Origin of the sequence: Sunxiuqinia dokdonensis (assembly GCF_001270965.1) — a bacterium.
GTDB lineage: Bacteria > Bacteroidota > Bacteroidia > Bacteroidales > Prolixibacteraceae > Sunxiuqinia > Sunxiuqinia dokdonensis.
Genome location: NZ_LGIA01000036.1, coordinates 1 through 16,599, shown reverse-complemented (window position 1 = coordinate 16,599; position 16,599 = coordinate 1). Strand labels below are relative to the sequence as shown.

14 protein-coding genes are annotated in these 16,599 nt (G+C 47.4%); 8 read left to right on the top strand and 6 right to left on the bottom strand.

Annotation, left to right across the window (positions count from 1 at the left end; genetic code table 11):
- Nucleotides 1–58 precede the first annotated feature (58 nt).
- From NC99_RS04190 to NC99_RS04170, 5 genes are all read left to right on the top strand, one after another.
- Entirely contained in the window at nt 59–1,195 is a 1,137-nt protein-coding gene (locus tag NC99_RS04190; RefSeq protein ID WP_053180182.1) for a PSP1 domain-containing protein, read from the top strand.
- Nucleotides 1,192–1,653, top strand: a complete 462-nt coding sequence (locus NC99_RS04185; RefSeq protein ID WP_053180181.1) for a gliding motility lipoprotein GldH — start codon at nt 1,192–1,194, stop codon at nt 1,651–1,653. Before NC99_RS04190 ends, NC99_RS04185 begins: the two co-directional genes overlap by 4 nt.
- Before the next feature lie 90 nt (nt 1,654–1,743).
- On the top strand, nt 1,744–2,484 hold the full coding sequence (trmB, locus tag NC99_RS04180; RefSeq protein ID WP_053180179.1) for a tRNA (guanosine(46)-N7)-methyltransferase TrmB: 741 nt from the start codon (nt 1,744–1,746) through the stop codon (nt 2,482–2,484).
- 77 nt (nt 2,485–2,561) lie between these two features.
- Complete coding sequence (locus tag NC99_RS04175; protein WP_053180177.1) at nt 2,562–2,894, top strand: MGMT family protein; 333 nt, start codon at nt 2,562–2,564, stop codon at nt 2,892–2,894.
- 11 nt (nt 2,895–2,905) lie between these two features.
- Nucleotides 2,906–4,021 (top strand): Mrp/NBP35 family ATP-binding protein, encoded by a 1,116-nt coding sequence (locus NC99_RS04170; RefSeq protein WP_053180174.1) that lies wholly within the window; start codon nt 2,906–2,908, stop codon nt 4,019–4,021.
- 17 nt (nt 4,022–4,038) lie between these two features.
- Here NC99_RS04170 and NC99_RS21800 read toward each other — a convergent pair whose 3' ends face one another.
- On the bottom strand, nt 4,039–4,392 hold the full coding sequence (locus tag NC99_RS21800; RefSeq protein ID WP_157624428.1) for a hypothetical protein: 354 nt from the start codon (nt 4,390–4,392) through the stop codon (nt 4,039–4,041).
- Nucleotides 4,393–4,736: 344 nt separating this feature from the next.
- On the opposite strand from NC99_RS21800, the gene porW reads away from it, so the two are divergent.
- Together porW and porX are read left to right on the top strand one after the other, a co-directional pair.
- Nucleotides 4,737–8,411, top strand: coding sequence for a type IX secretion system periplasmic lipoprotein PorW/SprE (porW, locus tag NC99_RS04160; protein WP_053180170.1), 3,675 nt, complete (start codon nt 4,737–4,739; stop codon nt 8,409–8,411).
- 85 nt (nt 8,412–8,496) lie between these two features.
- Entirely contained in the window at nt 8,497–10,053 is a 1,557-nt protein-coding gene (gene porX / locus NC99_RS04155; RefSeq protein ID WP_053180168.1) for a T9SS response regulator signal transducer PorX, read from the top strand.
- A 69-nt stretch (nt 10,054–10,122) separates the two neighbouring features.
- Here porX and NC99_RS04150 read toward each other — a convergent pair whose 3' ends face one another.
- The gene (locus NC99_RS04150; RefSeq protein WP_053180165.1) at nt 10,123–10,890 is read right to left on the bottom strand and encodes an ABC transporter ATP-binding protein; all 768 of its coding nucleotides are present in this window, start codon (nt 10,888–10,890) and stop codon (nt 10,123–10,125) included.
- Nucleotides 10,890–11,627, bottom strand: coding sequence for an MlaE family ABC transporter permease (locus NC99_RS04145; protein WP_053180163.1), 738 nt, complete (start codon nt 11,625–11,627; stop codon nt 10,890–10,892). The genes NC99_RS04150 and NC99_RS04145 overlap by 1 nt, the downstream gene beginning before the upstream one ends.
- A gap of 300 nt (nt 11,628–11,927) precedes the next feature.
- On the opposite strand from NC99_RS04145, the gene NC99_RS04135 reads away from it, so the two are divergent.
- On the top strand, nt 11,928–13,016 hold the full coding sequence (locus tag NC99_RS04135) for a mannose-1-phosphate guanylyltransferase (RefSeq protein ID WP_053180159.1): 1,089 nt from the start codon (nt 11,928–11,930) through the stop codon (nt 13,014–13,016).
- Between the two features lie 53 nt (nt 13,017–13,069).
- Here the strand turns inward: NC99_RS04135 and porK are convergent, their stop codons facing one another.
- The 3 genes from porK to porM form a co-directional block, all read right to left on the bottom strand.
- Nucleotides 13,070–14,416 (bottom strand): T9SS ring complex lipoprotein PorK/GldK, encoded by a 1,347-nt coding sequence (gene porK, locus NC99_RS04130; RefSeq protein WP_082326303.1) that lies wholly within the window; start codon nt 14,414–14,416, stop codon nt 13,070–13,072.
- A gap of 124 nt (nt 14,417–14,540) precedes the next feature.
- Complete coding sequence (gene porN, locus NC99_RS04125) at nt 14,541–15,395, bottom strand: type IX secretion system ring subunit PorN/GldN (protein ID WP_053180154.1); 855 nt, start codon at nt 15,393–15,395, stop codon at nt 14,541–14,543.
- Nucleotides 15,396–15,398: 3 nt separating this feature from the next.
- On the bottom strand, nt 15,399–16,599 hold a 1,201-nt coding region (porM, locus tag NC99_RS04120), incomplete at its 5' end, for a type IX secretion system motor protein PorM/GldM (protein ID WP_053180152.1).

Genomic DNA, 16,599 nt, shown 5'->3' with positions numbered 1-16,599 from the left:
GTCGTAAAGTGAATGAGCTTTAGCCGGAACAGACCAGTCCGGTATTAATTGTTAAACTATGGATAATCAACTATCAATCGAGAGAGGCTGTTGTAAAAAATCCGCAGGAACGTGTTCCAAGCTGGAAGTTTATGACTGGCTGAGTGATGTCGTCAACAAATCAGCAGATGACGACATTGTTGAAGTTCGATTTAAAAATACCCGCAAAGACTACTACCGAAACGTCAACAACCTGAAACTGAAAGTTGGCGACATCGTTGCCGTGGAAGCCAGTCCGGGCCACGATATTGGCATTGTTACCCTAACCGGCGCTTTGGTGAAACACCAGATGCGAAAACACAAGGCGACGCTGATCAATGGCGAGATTCGCAAAGTGTACCGGAAAGCCAAGTCGGTTGACATTGAAAAATGGAGTGAGGCCATGAGCCTGGAACACAGCACCATGATTGAAGCCCGGAAGATTGCGGCCGACCTGAAACTGAATATGAAAATCGGGGATGTCGAATATCAGGGCGACCGGACCAAAGCCATCTTCTATTACATTGCTGATGAGCGTGTTGATTTTCGACAACTCATTCGGGTGCTGGCCGATACTTTTCGCATTCGTGTGGAAATGAAGCAGATTGGTGCCCGGCAGGAAGCCGGACGTATTGGCGGCATTGGTCCTTGCGGCCGCGAGCTGTGCTGTGCAACCTGGATCGGGAATTTTGTTTCGGTGACTACGAATGCTGCACGCTACCAGGAAATTTCGTTGAATCCACAAAAGCTGGCCGGCCAGTGCGGAAAACTCAAATGCTGCTTAAACTTTGAAGTGGATTCCTATATCGACGCCCAAAAAGATTTTCCACCGAGCAATGTTCCTTTGGATACCGAAGAAGGCCGCTACTATTTTCAGAAAGCAGACATTTTCAACCGGATTCTTTACTATGGCGCCAATGGACATAAACCGTTGCCGCAGGTAGCCATTTCGGTAGAACGGGCAAAAGAGGTGATTCGTCAGAACAAGCGGGGACAAAAGGTTGAAAAACTGGCTGATCGCGCGGCTAGCGTCTCTCCGCAAAAAAAACCGGCCGATTATGAACACGTCATCGGCGAAGAAAGCCTGACCCGATTCGATGAACCCAAATCACGTCACCGGAAGAAAAAACGCTTTTCGAAACAAAATTCGTCAAAAAGACCAAGAAAAAACTCATGAGGAACATCGTCAAAGGAATAATCGTTCTGATGATACTCGTCGCCTGCGATTCAAATCGGGTGTTCGAAGAATATAAAACCATCGACCCGGCGGGCTGGCACAAAGATTCCGTGGCCAGCTTCACGGTCGAAATCCAGGATGTGGAGCCAGGGCACAATCTCTACATGAATATTCGGAATCAGGGAAACTATCCAAACAGCAATCTTTGGCTTTTCCTTGAAGTGCAATCGCCCGACGGACAGGTGCTGACAGATACAGTGGAGTATACGCTTGCCGAAAAAACAGGCAAATGGACTGGCAGCGGCATTGGCGATTTGTTCGACAATCAGTTTTTGTACCGACAAAATGTGCGGTTTGAGCAAGCCGGTGAATACCGGTTTCTGATCCGTCAGGGCATGCGTGCCAAACAACTAAAAGGCATCCACGACATTGGCCTTCGGGTTGAAAAACAGAAATAAAAAGACTAAACCGGTCATTTTTCTTTGCAGCGGCCTTCCGGAAACAGCGGATCGTCGAAACACAACATCAAATAACCAACAGGATATCAAGTGGGAAAAAATAAACTGGCCAAATTCGCGGAGATGGCGACCTACGAACACGTTGTTCAGGCGCCCTACAACAAGCTCAATGAAAGCGACCATGAGCTGAAAGGCAAGTGGGCGGAGACCTTCTTTAAAAACCACCAGCCCCTTGTGCTGGAGCTGGGATGTGGCAAAGGTGAATATTCGGTTGCATTGGCTGAATATTTCCCCGAAAAAAACTTTGTGGGTGTAGACATCAAAGGGGCACGGATGTGGAACGGATCAAAGCAGGCATTTGACAAAGGCTTGAAAAATGTGGGCTTTTTGCGTACCAACATCGAAATCATCGATTCGTTTTTTGGCGCTGCCGAAGTAGATGAAATTTGGCTGACCTTTCCCGACCCGCAAATGAAAAAGAACACCAAGCGACTAACGGCAACCAACTTCATGAACAAGTACCGGCAATTTCTGAAGCCGGAAGGCATCGTACATTTAAAAACCGACAGCAATTTTCAATACCAATATACCTTGGCCATGGCCAGGGAAAACAACTTTCCGATCCTGGCCGAAACCGAAGATTTGGACCAGTCGCCCTTGCTGGACGAGGTGCTGTCGATTCAGACATTTTACGAAAAACAATGGCGCGAACGAGGCCTGGCCATCAAGTACCTCGCCTTTCGCATCAACCGCGATAAACCATTGCGCGAGCCTGATGTTGAGATAGAAAAGGACCCGTACCGTAGTTTCGGACGCTCGGCCAGGGAGTAAACAGCAATTAACAAGTTGGCCATCTTCGATTTACAATTTGTAGATCGGTCATCGTCGTAAATGGTAATTTTTTTGAAATGGAATTTTCTTTTGAAAGGGTTTGGGAAGTCGCCTGTCAAATACCGGTGGGACGGGTGACCAGCTACGGCGCCATCGCCCGCTATTTGGGAGCAGCGCGCTCAGCACGCATGGTGGGTTGGGCCATGAACAATTCACACACATCGAAAGTTAATGTTCCCGCGCACCGGGTGGTTAACGCAGCCGGTTTGCTCACGGGCAAGCACCACTTTTCAGGCTCAAACGTCATGGAAGAATTACTTGAAAGCGAAGGCATCCGGGTGGAAAACAACCAGGTGGTCAATTTCGAAGCGGTCTTCTGGGATCCGGTAAAAGAATTAGGAATACATTAAAAACAAAAGATATGGCTGATGCACCAAGAAAATTTATTGTCCCCAAAGATGTAACCGATGCCTTGCGCACGGTGCAGTTTCCGGGAGGAAAAGAAAATATAGTTGCCCTCGACATGGTTCAGGAAATCCGGATCGCCGGTAAAAAAGTCGCCTTTTCACTGGTTTTTCAGCGTTCCGACGATCCCAACATGGGAGAAGTCATCCGGCTTTGCGAAGAAACCATCCAACGTGAGCTGGGCGCTGATGTTGAAATCAAGGGAAATATTACCCCCAAGGCCATTCACCAAATGGAACGGCCGATTTTGCCGGGGGTGAAGAATATTTTGGCGATTTCGTCCGGAAAAGGTGGCGTAGGAAAATCGACTGTTGCCGTTAACCTGGCGGTGGCCCTGGCAAAAACAGGAGCCAAGGTAGGCGTAATTGATGCTGACATCTTTGGGCCTTCCATTCCCAAGATGTTTGGCGCCGAACAAATTCGCCCGGCTGGCGTGAGTATTGACGGGCGCGAAATGATTGAGCCCGTGGTGCAACATGGGGTGAAAATATTGTCGATCGGCTTTTTTGTGGCTGGCGACGATGCCCTGGTGTGGCGCGGCCCCATGGCCAGCAATGCCCTGAAACAACTGATTGCTGATGGCAACTGGGGCGAACTCGACTATTTACTGATTGATTTGCCTCCGGGCACCAGCGATATTCATTTGACGCTGGTTCAAACCGTTCCGGTAACCGGTGCAGTCATCGTTTCCACGCCGCAGGATGTGGCCCTGGCCGATGTGATCAAAGGCGTGAGCATGTTCCGCGGCAAAAATGTGGATGTCCCGGTATTGGGGCTGGTGGAAAACATGGCCTGGTTTACTCCCGAAGAATTGCCGGACAACAAGTACTACATCTTCGGAAAAGATGGCGCCAAAAATCTGGCCGAAAAACTGGACATCCCGCTGTTGGGGCAAATCCCATTGGTTCAGGGAATCCGTGAAGGTGGCGATTCGGGCGTGCCCGCAGCCAGCGATGAACAGTCGCCCATGGGAAAAGCCTTTCTCGAACTGGCGGCCAACACGATCAGGCAAGTCGAACACCGGAATGCACAGCTGGACCCGACCAAAAAAGTTAAGGTCAGCCGGAAATAGGACAACCAGCACCCAAATCATGCTTTAATGGCTGCTTTAAAGGCTCCCGCAGCGCTGCGACAAGGAAAAAAATAAGGTAGATCGCTTGTCGCAGCATTGCGGGAGATAAAAAAATGGGGTGGCTGGCCTGTCGCAGCACCGCGGCAAGCAAAAAACGCATCGAGATTTAATGCGACGATACTGCCGCATGCAATCAATGCATCGAGATTGAATGGGACGATACTGCGGCATGCAATAAAAACACCTTGATTTTCGCCTGCGATACCGCGGTTTAAGAAAAATGGTCGTGGATGGCGGGTAGCAGCGCTGCAGCGCAGTTGAAAACAGCTTGGCTGGCCACCCGCAACACGAACACAAGGGAAAAAATGCATGTTCCCGGCCCTCGCATGCCTGTGGCAAGCGCGCAAACTGTGCCACAGCCTGTTTCATCGACGTCGCCAGGTATTTCAACCCCAACTCTTTGTTTCCGGCTGGCTTCGGCACAAAGAACTTTCCATTTTTCTGCCGAATCATTTATTGTCAAGTCCCAATAAATTAGCTTGTTTTTTGTAATATTGTAAGCTTTCTGTTTTGAACGGCAGAAAGTCGTGGAATGATTTTTCCGGGGCAGCTAACAGGTGAAAAACCACGGCTCGTTTTGGCCGCTTTTGCCCCTCAGAAAACGCAATATTATTGGAATAAATAAGTTTATCCTACAGTGTTAAAACATACTCGTTTGAGCAGAACTTTTCGACATACCTTATTTGGTGTATTTCTCCTGATTATTATCGGTGGTTGTTCAACCGAGAAAAACACGCGTTTATCGCGAACGTACCACAACATCACCTCAAAATACAACATCTACTTCAACGGAAAAGAGAGTTTAAATGCCGGGGTGGAGCGCATCAACCAATCGGTTGAAGACGACTTTACCCGCCTGCTGCCCATTTTCAAGTCGAGCGATCCCGGCACGGGCCGTGTGGCGCAGTCCGACATGGAATATGCCATCATGAAAGCTTCGAAATTGATCAAAGTACATTCCATCACCAAAAAACCCAGAAGGCGTGGGAACCGCAGCCAGGCGTACGTTCGCATGGCCAGCAAAGACGAATACAACAAGTGGGTGGATGACAGCTATATTTTGATGGGGAAAGCCCACTTCTACATGAAAAACTACCTGGCGGCCATTGAAAACCTGAACTTTGTTGTTCGCCAATTCAGCGAGGAGGATACCAAGTTTGAGGCTTACATTTGGCTGATTCGATCGTACACCGAGCTGGGACGCTACAACGAAGCACTTGAGCTGATTCAAAGTGTGGATGCCAGCGTGGATTTTCCAAAAAAATACGATGAGGAGTTTGCCCTGGCCGTTGCCGACTTCCATGTCCGGCAAAATGAATTTAGCGAGGCCATACCGCACCTGCGGGTGGCTATTCACAACACATTCTGGCGAAAAAATAAGGTGCGCCTGAAATACATTTTGGCCCAGCTATACCAGGAAACCGGTCAGGACAATTTGGCGGCCGAAACCTTTCGCGAGGTGGCGAAAATGAATCCGCCCTACGAAATGGCTTTCAACGCCCGGATCAATGCTGCGGGTTCGTTCTCGGGCGAAGGCGATGTTGATCAACTAAAAAAGGAACTGCGCAAGATGCTTCGCGATTCCAAAAATTACGATTTCCGCGATCAGATTTATTTTGCGCTGGGAAACATTTCCATGAAAGAAGGAAGCAAACAAGCCGCAATCGACTACTACATCCAATCGGCCGCAGCCAGCAGTGTCAACATCTTTCAGCGGGCCCTGTCCTGCCTGACCCTGGCCGACATCTATTTTGAGGAAAAGCACTACATGAATGCGCAAAGTTACTACGACAGCGCCATGGTGGTGATTGACGAAACCTATCCCCGCTACGAGTCGATCACCGAACGGTACAACAGCTTAACGCGGCTGACCGACAATTTATACACGGTGGTTCGCGAAGACAGCTTGCAGCAAATAGCCAGCTTAAGCGAATCGGAACGAAACGTACTCGTCACCCGCTGGATTAGTGAGGCGCGCGCCGAAGAACAGCGCCAACGGCAACTCGCCAGCCAGGAGATGAGCGATCGCAATTTCTTCAGAATGAACCAATCGCGCATGGGACTAACCCGCAACCAACAGGGAAGCGGCTGGTATTTTTACAATCCCACAACGGTGGCCTACGGAAAGGTTGAATTTCAACAAATCTGGGGGCAGCGCAAACTGGAAGATGACTGGAGACGCAGCAACAAAAATTCGGCGTCGCAGTTTGATATGGAAGAACTGGAGGCGCTGGAAGCAGGGATCGACAGCAGTGAAATACGCGTGGAGAACCCGATGGAACGGGAATACTATTTGCAGGATGTGCCGCTGACCGAAGAAGCTATGGCGGAATCGCACCAGCAAATTCGTGACGCCTTGTTTGACGCGGGCCGGATCTTCAGGCAGGATTTTGAGAACTATGAGCGGGCCATTCAGCAATACGAGGAACTGCTGCAACGCTATGATCCAAATACCTACCAGCTGTCCAGCTATTTTGAGCTGTGGGATTTGTACCAAAAGGTGGGTGACCAGCAGCGCTCCGACTATTACAAAAATCTGATTGTCGCAAACTATCCTGACAGCAAATATGCCAAATTCCTGGTCAATCCAAATTTCTTTATTGAGTTGGAAGCTCGCCAGGACAGCGTGAACAACCTGTATCAGCAAGCCTTTTACAACTTCCAACAGGGCAATTACCCGGCTGCCAACGACTTTGTGCAGCAAATCAAACAACTGGAGCCGGACACTTTGCTATTGCCCAAAATTTCATTCATCGAAACCATTGCCGAAGGGGTTGGTACCGATTTCGATCAGTTTGCCAGCATGTTGAATACGCACATTCAAAGCTATCCTGAAAGTGGAACCGTGCCCCTGGCACAGGATGTTTTAAGACTGATTGAAGACAGCACCCTGGCCGATTATCAAAAGTTGGTTGAAATCGGCTACCTGAATGATGAAATCAAAAATGAAGAATTGCTGCCTGAAAACCAATCGGCCAACGATGAATTTGGCGGTAAATTTTCCTACGACGATGAGCTGCTGCATTACTTTGTGATCGCTTTTCCACGGTCGGCAAACGTTGATTTGAACCGCCTGAAATTTGATATCGCCAATTACAACATCGACCATTATACCCGCATGGATTTCGACATTGAAACGGAAAACCTGAACCCGGAAACCCAATTGGTGGTGGTGCGCTCGCTGCCCGACAAGGAGCAGAGCCTGATCTATTTCCGCTCCATCATCCGGCAACGCGACGTGTTCCAGTCGCTGGGCGATGCGCATTACGTCAATTTTGTAGCCTCATCCTACAATTATCGCGAGGTTCTGTCGGATCAAAACTACCTGGAATATTTGAAGTATTTTGTGAAAAACTATAGCCGTTTTATTACCAACGATTTTCCATCGGATGCGCTGGAAGATCCTGAAGAACTGATGGCACGGGTAAGAGCGGAGGAAGACGAACTGGAAGAACGGGGATCCTTTGTGGTGGTGAAAGCAGAGGAAACAGAAGGCCTCTTTTCGCGCGAGACCGATGTGCCGCAAAACTTCGTGATTGCCGTTGATGAAGCCAATTTTAACATGCGTACACTGGTTTCCGAATTTTCAAACTACAACCGAACACAGTTCGGCAACCTGAACCTGACAATCGAACAACGCAAGTTTGGCAACTACCAGTTGATGGTTGTCAAATCGATGGCTGGCATTCGCGCAGCCATGGCTTATTTTGGCGATGTGGTTGCCAACCGGGCGCTGTACAAAAACCTGGAGACCAGAACCTACCGGAATTTCATTATCACCGACCAGAACCTGGAGAAAATGATGGCAGAAAGCGGTATTTCCGAGTATGTGGAATTTTTCCGCGACTATTACATCAGTGGTAATTTTGCAACGGCGAGCCCGGCAGCCCGCCAAACGCAGGCAAGTGCCACGGAAGAGGAAATACCCCCTAAGCCGGAAAAGCCAGCCTACGACGGCCCGTTCGATCCCAAGGTAGCGGAAGAGCAGTTTTTCATTCTCATGATTCCCAAAACAGGAGTCAATGCTGCAGCTGTTCAATCAGCCATTGAAGCCCATCATGAGCAAAAATATCCAAACCAAGGCTTGCAAGTGGAGTCGCTGGAGTTTGATGCGGAGCAGCTGGTTTTGAAAGTTTCGGGCATGGACAGCCGCGAGGCGGGGATGAATTACCTCAGAGGTGTGGTTCAAAATCAGCAGGTGTACCAGCCCCTGATGGAATTGAACTATCGCAATTTTGTAATTTCGCCGGCCAACTTCCACACCCTAATGCGTACCAAAGACATTGGCGAATACCTCGAACTGTACAAAACCATCTACTTAAACCGGTAGCGGCGTTAAACTTTGTTAAGCGCATACCCATTCGGGAATATTTTTTGTTTGTATAGGGAGCAGCTTGCATTAAATAACAGAAAGCATGAAAACAATACGGATACTTTGGACCGACGATGAGATTGACTTGTTGCGGGCACACATTATCTTTTTAGAGGAAAAAGGCTACGAAGTCACAACTGCCAATAACGGCTCCGACGCGATTGACCTGGTTCGCACCAACCACTTCGATATTATTTTTCTGGATGAAAACATGCCGGGTTTAACGGGCTTGGAAACCCTGGACACCATCAAGGAAATCAGCCCGAACATTCCGGTGGTGATGATCACAAAAAGTGAAGAAGAAGATATCATGGACCAGGCCATCGGATCAAAAATGGCCGACTACCTGATCAAGCCGGTGAATCCCAAACAAATTCTACTCTCGATAAAAAAGAATGTTGGGCAGGAAGAACTGGTGACACGCAAAACCACCTCGGCCTATCAAAGCGAATTTGCCCGAATCGGCATGCGACTGAATGAACGACTCGACTGGAAAGACTGGACCGAGGTTTATCGCAAGCTGGTGTTTTGGGAACTCGAACTGGCTGCTTCGCAGGACGGTACCATGGACGAAGTGCTGAAAATGCAAAAAGCCGAAGCCAACAACGCTTTTGGTCGCTATATTAAAAACAACTATCTCAGTTGGTTTGACAAGGGAGCCGAAGATCGCCCGCTGTTATCGCCCGATATTTTTAAGTCGAAAGTTTTTCCGCAGCTGGACAAAGGCCACAAGGTGCTGGTTTTGGTGATCGACAATTTGCGATACGATCAGTTTCGGGTACTGAATTCGGTGCTTAGCCAGTACTATCTTCTGGAAGACGAGGATCTGTACTACAGTATTCTGCCCACAGCAACCATGTATGCCCGCAATGCCATCTTTGCCGGCCTGATGCCTTCGGAAATTGCGCGCTTGCATCCGGAATACTGGGAAGACGATGATAACGAAGGGAACAAGAATATTCATGAGTTTGAATTGATGCAAACCCAAATGAAACGCCGGGGCAGGCGCGAACGCCTCAATTTCGAAAAAATTACAAACTGGCGGGCAGGAAAAAAGCTGAGCGACAGTTTAGCCAACATCATGCAAAACGATTTGTCGGTCATGGTGTTCAACTTTGTCGATGTCATGTCGCATGCCCGTACCGAAATGGATATGATGAAAGAACTGGCCAGCGACGAAAAGGCGTACCGATCGCTGACCTTAAGCTGGTTTAACCATTCGTCGCTGTTTGAGTTGCTAAAAGCCCTGGCTGATAATAAGGTGAAAGTCGTTTTGACCACCGACCACGGCACCATCCGGGTCGATAATCCGATCAAGGTGATTGGTGACCGCGAAACCAGTACCAACCTGCGCTACAAGTTAGGCCGCAACTTAAATTACAACCACAAGCAGGTGTTTGAAATTACCAATCCGGAAAAGGCCTATTTGCCGGGACGAAACGTGAGTTCCAGCTTTATTTTCGCCTTAAACGAAGACTTTTTTGCGTACCCGAATAATTACAACCACTACGTTCAGTATTACCGCGATACCTATCAGCACGGGGGAATTTCGCTCGAAGAAATGATTGTCCCGGTCATTACCATGACCCCAAGGGGCTAGTTTCCCGGGCGCAATCCCAGGCTATTCGGATGATTGGATGAGATTGCTGCAAAATGCCAGATCAGGACTCTAGCTTTCCTTTTCAATTTTCACATCGCGAATTTCGCGATAAGTTTTGTTGGCAAAGACGAACTCTTGTAGCTTTTTATTTTGCGCATGAAGAATCTCCTGTTTGGTGCCTTCCCATGTTTTCACGCCTTCGCTAATAAACAAAATTCGATCACCGATCTCCATCACCGAGTTCATATCATGGGTATTAATCACAGTGGTCATGTTGAAATCCACAGTCAATTCATGAACCAGTTCATCAATCACCAGCGAGGTTTCCGGATCCAGTCCCGAGTTTGGCTCGTCACAAAACAAGTATTTTGGATTCATCACAATGGCACGAGCAATGGCGACCCGCTTTTGCATTCCTCCGGAAATTTCGGCCGGATATAATTTATGGGCTTTTGCAATATTGACACGGTCGAGGCAAAAGTCAACCCGCTCCTGCTTTTCCTTCTGACTTTTGTTGGTAAACATGTCCAGCGGGAATCGCACATTTTCTTCAACCGAAAACGAATCGAACAAGGCGCCGCCCTGAAAAACCATGCCCATTTCCTGCCGCAACTTCTTCCTAAGCTTGTGGTTCATTTGGGTGAAGTTGCGATCATCATAAAAAATATCGCCCTGGTCAACTTCATGCAAGCCAACAATCGATTTGAGCAAAACCGTTTTCCCGCTGCCACTTCGCCCAATAATCAGGTTGGTTTTTCCGGGCTCAAACACGGTTGAAATATCATTCAATACCAAGTTATCGTCAAACGATTTACAGATATTTTGAATTGTAATCATTAGAATAGGAGTTGCGTTAAAATCAAATCGAAAACCAGAATCAGGATGTTTGTGTTGACCACCGCCCGGGTACTTGCAGCGCCCACTTCAAAAGCACCGCCGTCAACAAAATAACCAAAATAAGCCGGTACGCTCGCCACCAGAAACCCAAAGAAAAGGGTTTTGATCATCGAGAAGGTGACATAGTAAGGCGTGAACAGATATTGAATCCCGTTAATGTAATCGGGTGCCGTAACAGCTCCAACCGCCGGTCCAACAATCAAGCCACCAATCAATCCAAAAAATACACTGAGCACAAATAAAAACGGAAAGATAAATACCACGGCCAATGTTTTGGGCAGAATTAAGTAGCTAGCCGAGTTGATTCCCATAATTTCGAGCGAGTCTATTTGCTCGGTTACCCGCATACTGCCAATTTCCGAAGTGATATTGGAACCAATTTTTCCGGCCATGATCAGGGCCATAATGGTCGATGAGAACTCTAGAATCAGGGTATCCCGGTTTCCCAGTCCAATCAGGTAGCTCGGAAACAAAGGATTCGACATATTATAAGCCACCTGCAGGGTAATAATTCCTCCCATGAAAATGGAAATAATGGCGACAATACCAACGGAGTCCAAACCCAGTTGTTCGATTTCAACAAACAACTTTCGAAAATAGATGCGATGCTTTTCCGGCCGCGAAAAAGCCCGGGAAAGTAAGGTGAAATAACGTCCGACGTGAAAAAAAAGGTTCATAGCAATACTTTAGCATAAAGTTACAAATAATCGGATAGGAAACGAGTTCCGCATAAAACTTTCTCTTTTTGAGCGCTGGATTCCGGCTGCTCAGGCAATGATAGTAAAAGTAAAGCCAATCGCATCAAGTTGACCGGAGATTTTTTTACGGCCATTTGGCTCTGTGCGGGCATGAAACAGCCTCTTTGTTCGTTTGTGTCAGTATGTGTCCACACTTCATTTTCAGGAATCGTGGCAATAAGGCATAATTTAAAAGTAAAATAGGTATATTTGAGAACCAGTCTTAAAAAAAATAAAACAATGAATAATAATTTTTGTATCATCATGGCCGGCGGAATCGGAAGCCGGTTTTGGCCAATGAGTAAAAGTTCAATGCCCAAGCAATTCTTAGATATTTTGGGCACCGGACGCACCTTCATACAAATGACATACGACCGCTTTAAAAAAGTTTGTCCACCTGAAAATTTCTATGTGGTTACCAGTGTCGATTATAAAGACCTTGTTTTAAAACAACTGCCGGAAATGAATGAGGACCAGGTTTTACTGGAGCCGCTACGACGGAACACAGCACCTTGTGTGGCTTATGCCAGTTACAAAATCAAGAGCATCAACCCACAGGCCAACATCATTGTTGCCCCGTCAGATCATGTCATTTTAAAAGAAGACGAGTTTATTGCTGAGATTGAAAAAGGAATTGATTTTGCGGCCAACAACGACGTACTGGTGACCCTTGGAATTACCCCCAGCCGGCCCGAAACAGGCTACGGCTATATTCAGGTTGAAGGAAAATCTGAATACAAGGATTTCGACAATCTGTTCAAGGTAAAAACGTTTACAGAAAAACCCAACCTGGAAATGGCCGAAGTCTTTGTGTCGAGTGGTGAGTTTTTCTGGAATTCGGGCATCTTCATTTGGTCGCTGAAAAGTATTATATCGGCTTTCGATCAGTATTTGGATGGCGTTTCCAGCCTGTTCCGAAAAGGTGAAAAACTTTATGGCACCGACGACGAAGTGCACTTCATCAATAAAACCTATTCCGAATGCCAAAATATTTCGCTGGACTATGGCATTATGGAAAAGGCTGAAAACGTTCATGTGCTTTGTGCCGATTTTGGCTGGAGCGACTTGGGAACCTGGGGCTCGCTGTATGAAAACAGTTCGAAAGATGAATTCAATAATTCAATCAAGGGAGGCGATGTGTTTACCTACCACACCGAAAATTGCATTGTCAACATGCCTCAGGACAAGTTGGTGGTATTGCAGGGACTCAACGGTTACATTGTCGTGGAGTCGGACAACACGCTGCTGATTTGCAAAAAGGAAGATGAGCAGCAAATCCGTCAGTTTGTAAGCGATGTGAAAATGGTAAAAGGATCGACGTTTGTTTAAACCCGTATCGAAAACCGCACAAAAAAAGCTTTTTCATGACTGAAAAAGCTTTTTTATTGCCTGAATTCGTCTTTAAAGGAAGTGCGCACGCAGCGAAAACCAACGTACGATTTGGTCGTATCTTCATACTCAAAGCTCCGTGTTGAGTTACGAATGTAGTAGGCAATATCTTTCCACGACCCCCCGCGGATCACTTTTCGCTTCATAACCGGCGCATCGCCTGGTAATGCGTTGTATTCAAATGAAGGGTTGAAATCATTGATCAGCTCATAGGCCGACTCATTAAAAGCAGTGCTGGTCCATTCGGCCACATTTCCGGCCATATCGTAAAGCCCATAGTCGTTCGGATCGAAAGAGCCAACCTTCATGGTGGTCGTGCTCGATTCGCTGTCGGCCACGTAGTTGCCCCGACGCGGTTTGAAATTCGCTTTAAAACAGCCCATAATATTCCGGGTGTAGTAGCTTCCCCAGCTGTATAAGGTTCGCTCATGGCCGCCGCGTGCCGCGTACTCCCACTCGGCCTCGGTTGGTAGCCGGTAGGCATGTGTTGAAGGTGCAGCTAAAAGTGACTGGTGGCTCGTCATCAATTCTGTTCGCCAATGGCAGAAAGCCTTCGCCTGGTGCCAGTTTACGCCAACCACCGGATAGTCATCGAAGGCCACGTGTGAAAAATAATTTTTGGTGAGTGGTTCGTTATAAGCGTAGGTGTAATCGCGAATCCAGCAAAGCGTGTCCGGATAAATCGGAACCTGTTCATTGAAAATGAAGGACGATCGGTTTTCTATGGGGACTTCCTCTCCTTCAGCATTGAAAATGGTTCCTTCGTACGATTGTGTTTCGTAATTGTAGCGATTCTTTCCCTTGGCTGCCTGCTTGTAATCAATCCACTGATAGCGGTAAATGAATTTCCGGGTATCGATGGATTTTGAAAAATAGACGCGCTCTTCCTCTGGGATGTAGATTTCTTCGAGTGCCAACCGGAAATCCGGATTCCTCCATTCAATCGGATCGCTCCAATTCAAACGGGGGGTCTCATAAAAGTTTCCGCGGTCGTCTTCCGTGAGCATAAACTCAGGATAAGTTTCAGACAACAGCGTGCGAGCAATGGAATCTCGGACCCAATAGACAAATTGCCGGTATTCGTTGTTTGTGATTTCGGTAAGATCCATCCAAAAAGCTTCCACAGAAACGCGCTTGGTTGTGGTGCTAAAACCCTGCAGTTCATCATCTTCAGCTCCCATGACATAGCTTCCCCTGTCAATGTATGCCATTCCGTAGGGCGAAGGCTCATAGTACGGCCTCGATTCCTCTGGGTAGAGGTAGCTCAGCCTCTGATCTCTTTTGCATGACACGAAAAGAATCAAAGCCAGGAAAACTAATATGAGGAGGCTCTTACTCATTGACTGTTACCAAATAGGATTGCTTTGAGTTAACGTTTCCTGAAAATCGAATATTGTAAGGCGTGAATTGAAAAAAGCCTTACGAGACGGGCTCATAAGGCATTCGCTTGTTCACGCTTATTTTTTAGTACTCCCACAGGTCTTGTTCGAAGTTGAAGATTTCCGCTTCAATGCGTTTAGACTCCAACATAGCATCGCGTCCGCTTAAATATTGGCTGATCGCCCGGTTATTATATACGTTCGACTCCCGCACAACGTAACTGTTGAACTGACGCTTGATGAACAAATCATCAAAAGAAATGCTTTGAGCCGTGTTGTTCGGGTTAATGGCAGAGTGTGTCGCCAACAAATCGCGGGCTTCGGGATAGTAAATCCAGAAAACCTGGCGGCGCTGCACATTTTGCCGGTTAATGTCCTCATCGCGGTAATACTCCTGGATGGGACAAATACCGATGATGCGCGTGTTCAGCGTTGAAGTTTGCTTGTCGAAAAACCACTCTTCCTTCACCATAAACTGTTTCACTTCCTCAGCGCGAATTTCGCCCACAATTTCTTTGGTTTCCATTTCACCCGTTTCCAGGTTGCGCACCTGACGGGTGCGGGTTGTCGCACCAAAAGCTTCTTTAACTTGCTCAAAAGTCATGGGCACTTTAAACTCATCATCGGTTCGCGCATCATAAGCCGTTAGCTGGCCATTTTCAATTCCCTGCAAAAACAGGTTAATCAAATTGGTGCGCCCATCCATGTTGGTGGTAGGGAAATACAGGATCTGGTTCATTTTTTCCCGCAGGTCGATAATGCGCCAAATTTTCTTCGACCACATCACATCGGCTTCCCGAATGGGCGCAAAGGCCATGGGTTTTCTGTTTTCGATATTGGTCCGTTTAAACGCGCCATCAATTACCTGTGCCTGCGTGTCTTTTGCTGAAAAGCAAAATGCGCCGCAAACGATTCCTATTCCTATCAAAAACTTTTTCATCTCTTATCTTATTTTAAAGCTGATTGGCGACAAGGGCCTGTTGGTTCCATCATCACCACGAGCCATAATGTTATCAATATAAATAATACTGCCCGGCGTCAGGGCATTAAATTGTCGGGTCTGTTCATCAGTGAATCGATTTGACGTGGACGACCAGGTATTGGTGTATCCGCCAGCACCGGTAAAAGTAACGTCGAATTGAGTCACCGTAAACTTGAGGTCAAAATCGAAATCGATTAAGGCAGCAAAAATTCCTGCTTCTGCCAGAAGGTCTTCCTTGCGGATCACACCACTGGCCTGACCGGCAATGGTTGCAACGGGGTCAGGCACTTGCTTCACCCGAAAGGTCATCGCACCCATGGAGCGCGACTGCCCGCCAATGTTGGCACTCACGGTTACTTTGGTGTTGCGTCCGTTAATATCTTCAGCTGTTGGAAAAACCAAATAGTCCTTTCCATCCCGCTGAATTTTGCCATTGGTAACGGTCACCTGCAAATCTTCCGAAGGAACACCAGGTACAGAAACACTCACCGGGTTGGGCACACCCATGTAAAATACGTTCATTTTAGTGGGCGAAATGGTCACCGAAGGTTCGCTTACAATGTATTCTTCTTCGAAAGGATAAGAATTAAATCCTCCTTCAGGTGTTTTGTATTTGATAATTCCACCCCACTTGTAGGTTCCGGGCGATGTTGCCGGCACTTCGTAAATTCCCTTTCCATCGACAATGTTCAGTGGCTTGTCATTGATTAAGATGATGGGCTGTTGGGTGGTATCTTCGGCAGCCAAAAATACTTCGGCGCGATAAACATCACCTTCCAACACGTACGATGTCTTGGCAATTACCCGAGCGCCCAGCTTGTTAAATTTAAATGAGCTGGCATCGATCTGGCTGTAGAGATAGGTCAGGATATTGGATTCCGCATTTTGAACATCAATCTGAATTTTCGACAGCAAGGCAATCACGGCAATCAAGGGTTTGTTGTCGAAGTGCTGAATTTCCCAGGTTTTCTTTTCTGCGCCGTCTTTCAAACGAACTTTTGGGTCCGAGGTATCCAGCTCCTGTTCAATCGACTTGCGAATGGGCGAATCTTCTTCAAGAAAGGACAGGAATGCTCCTTTCAACTCGTCGATGTCAGCCTCATCATTCTGGGAGAAGATTACCTGCAATCGAAATGGGTGATCTTTTTTGTTGGGCTGGGCT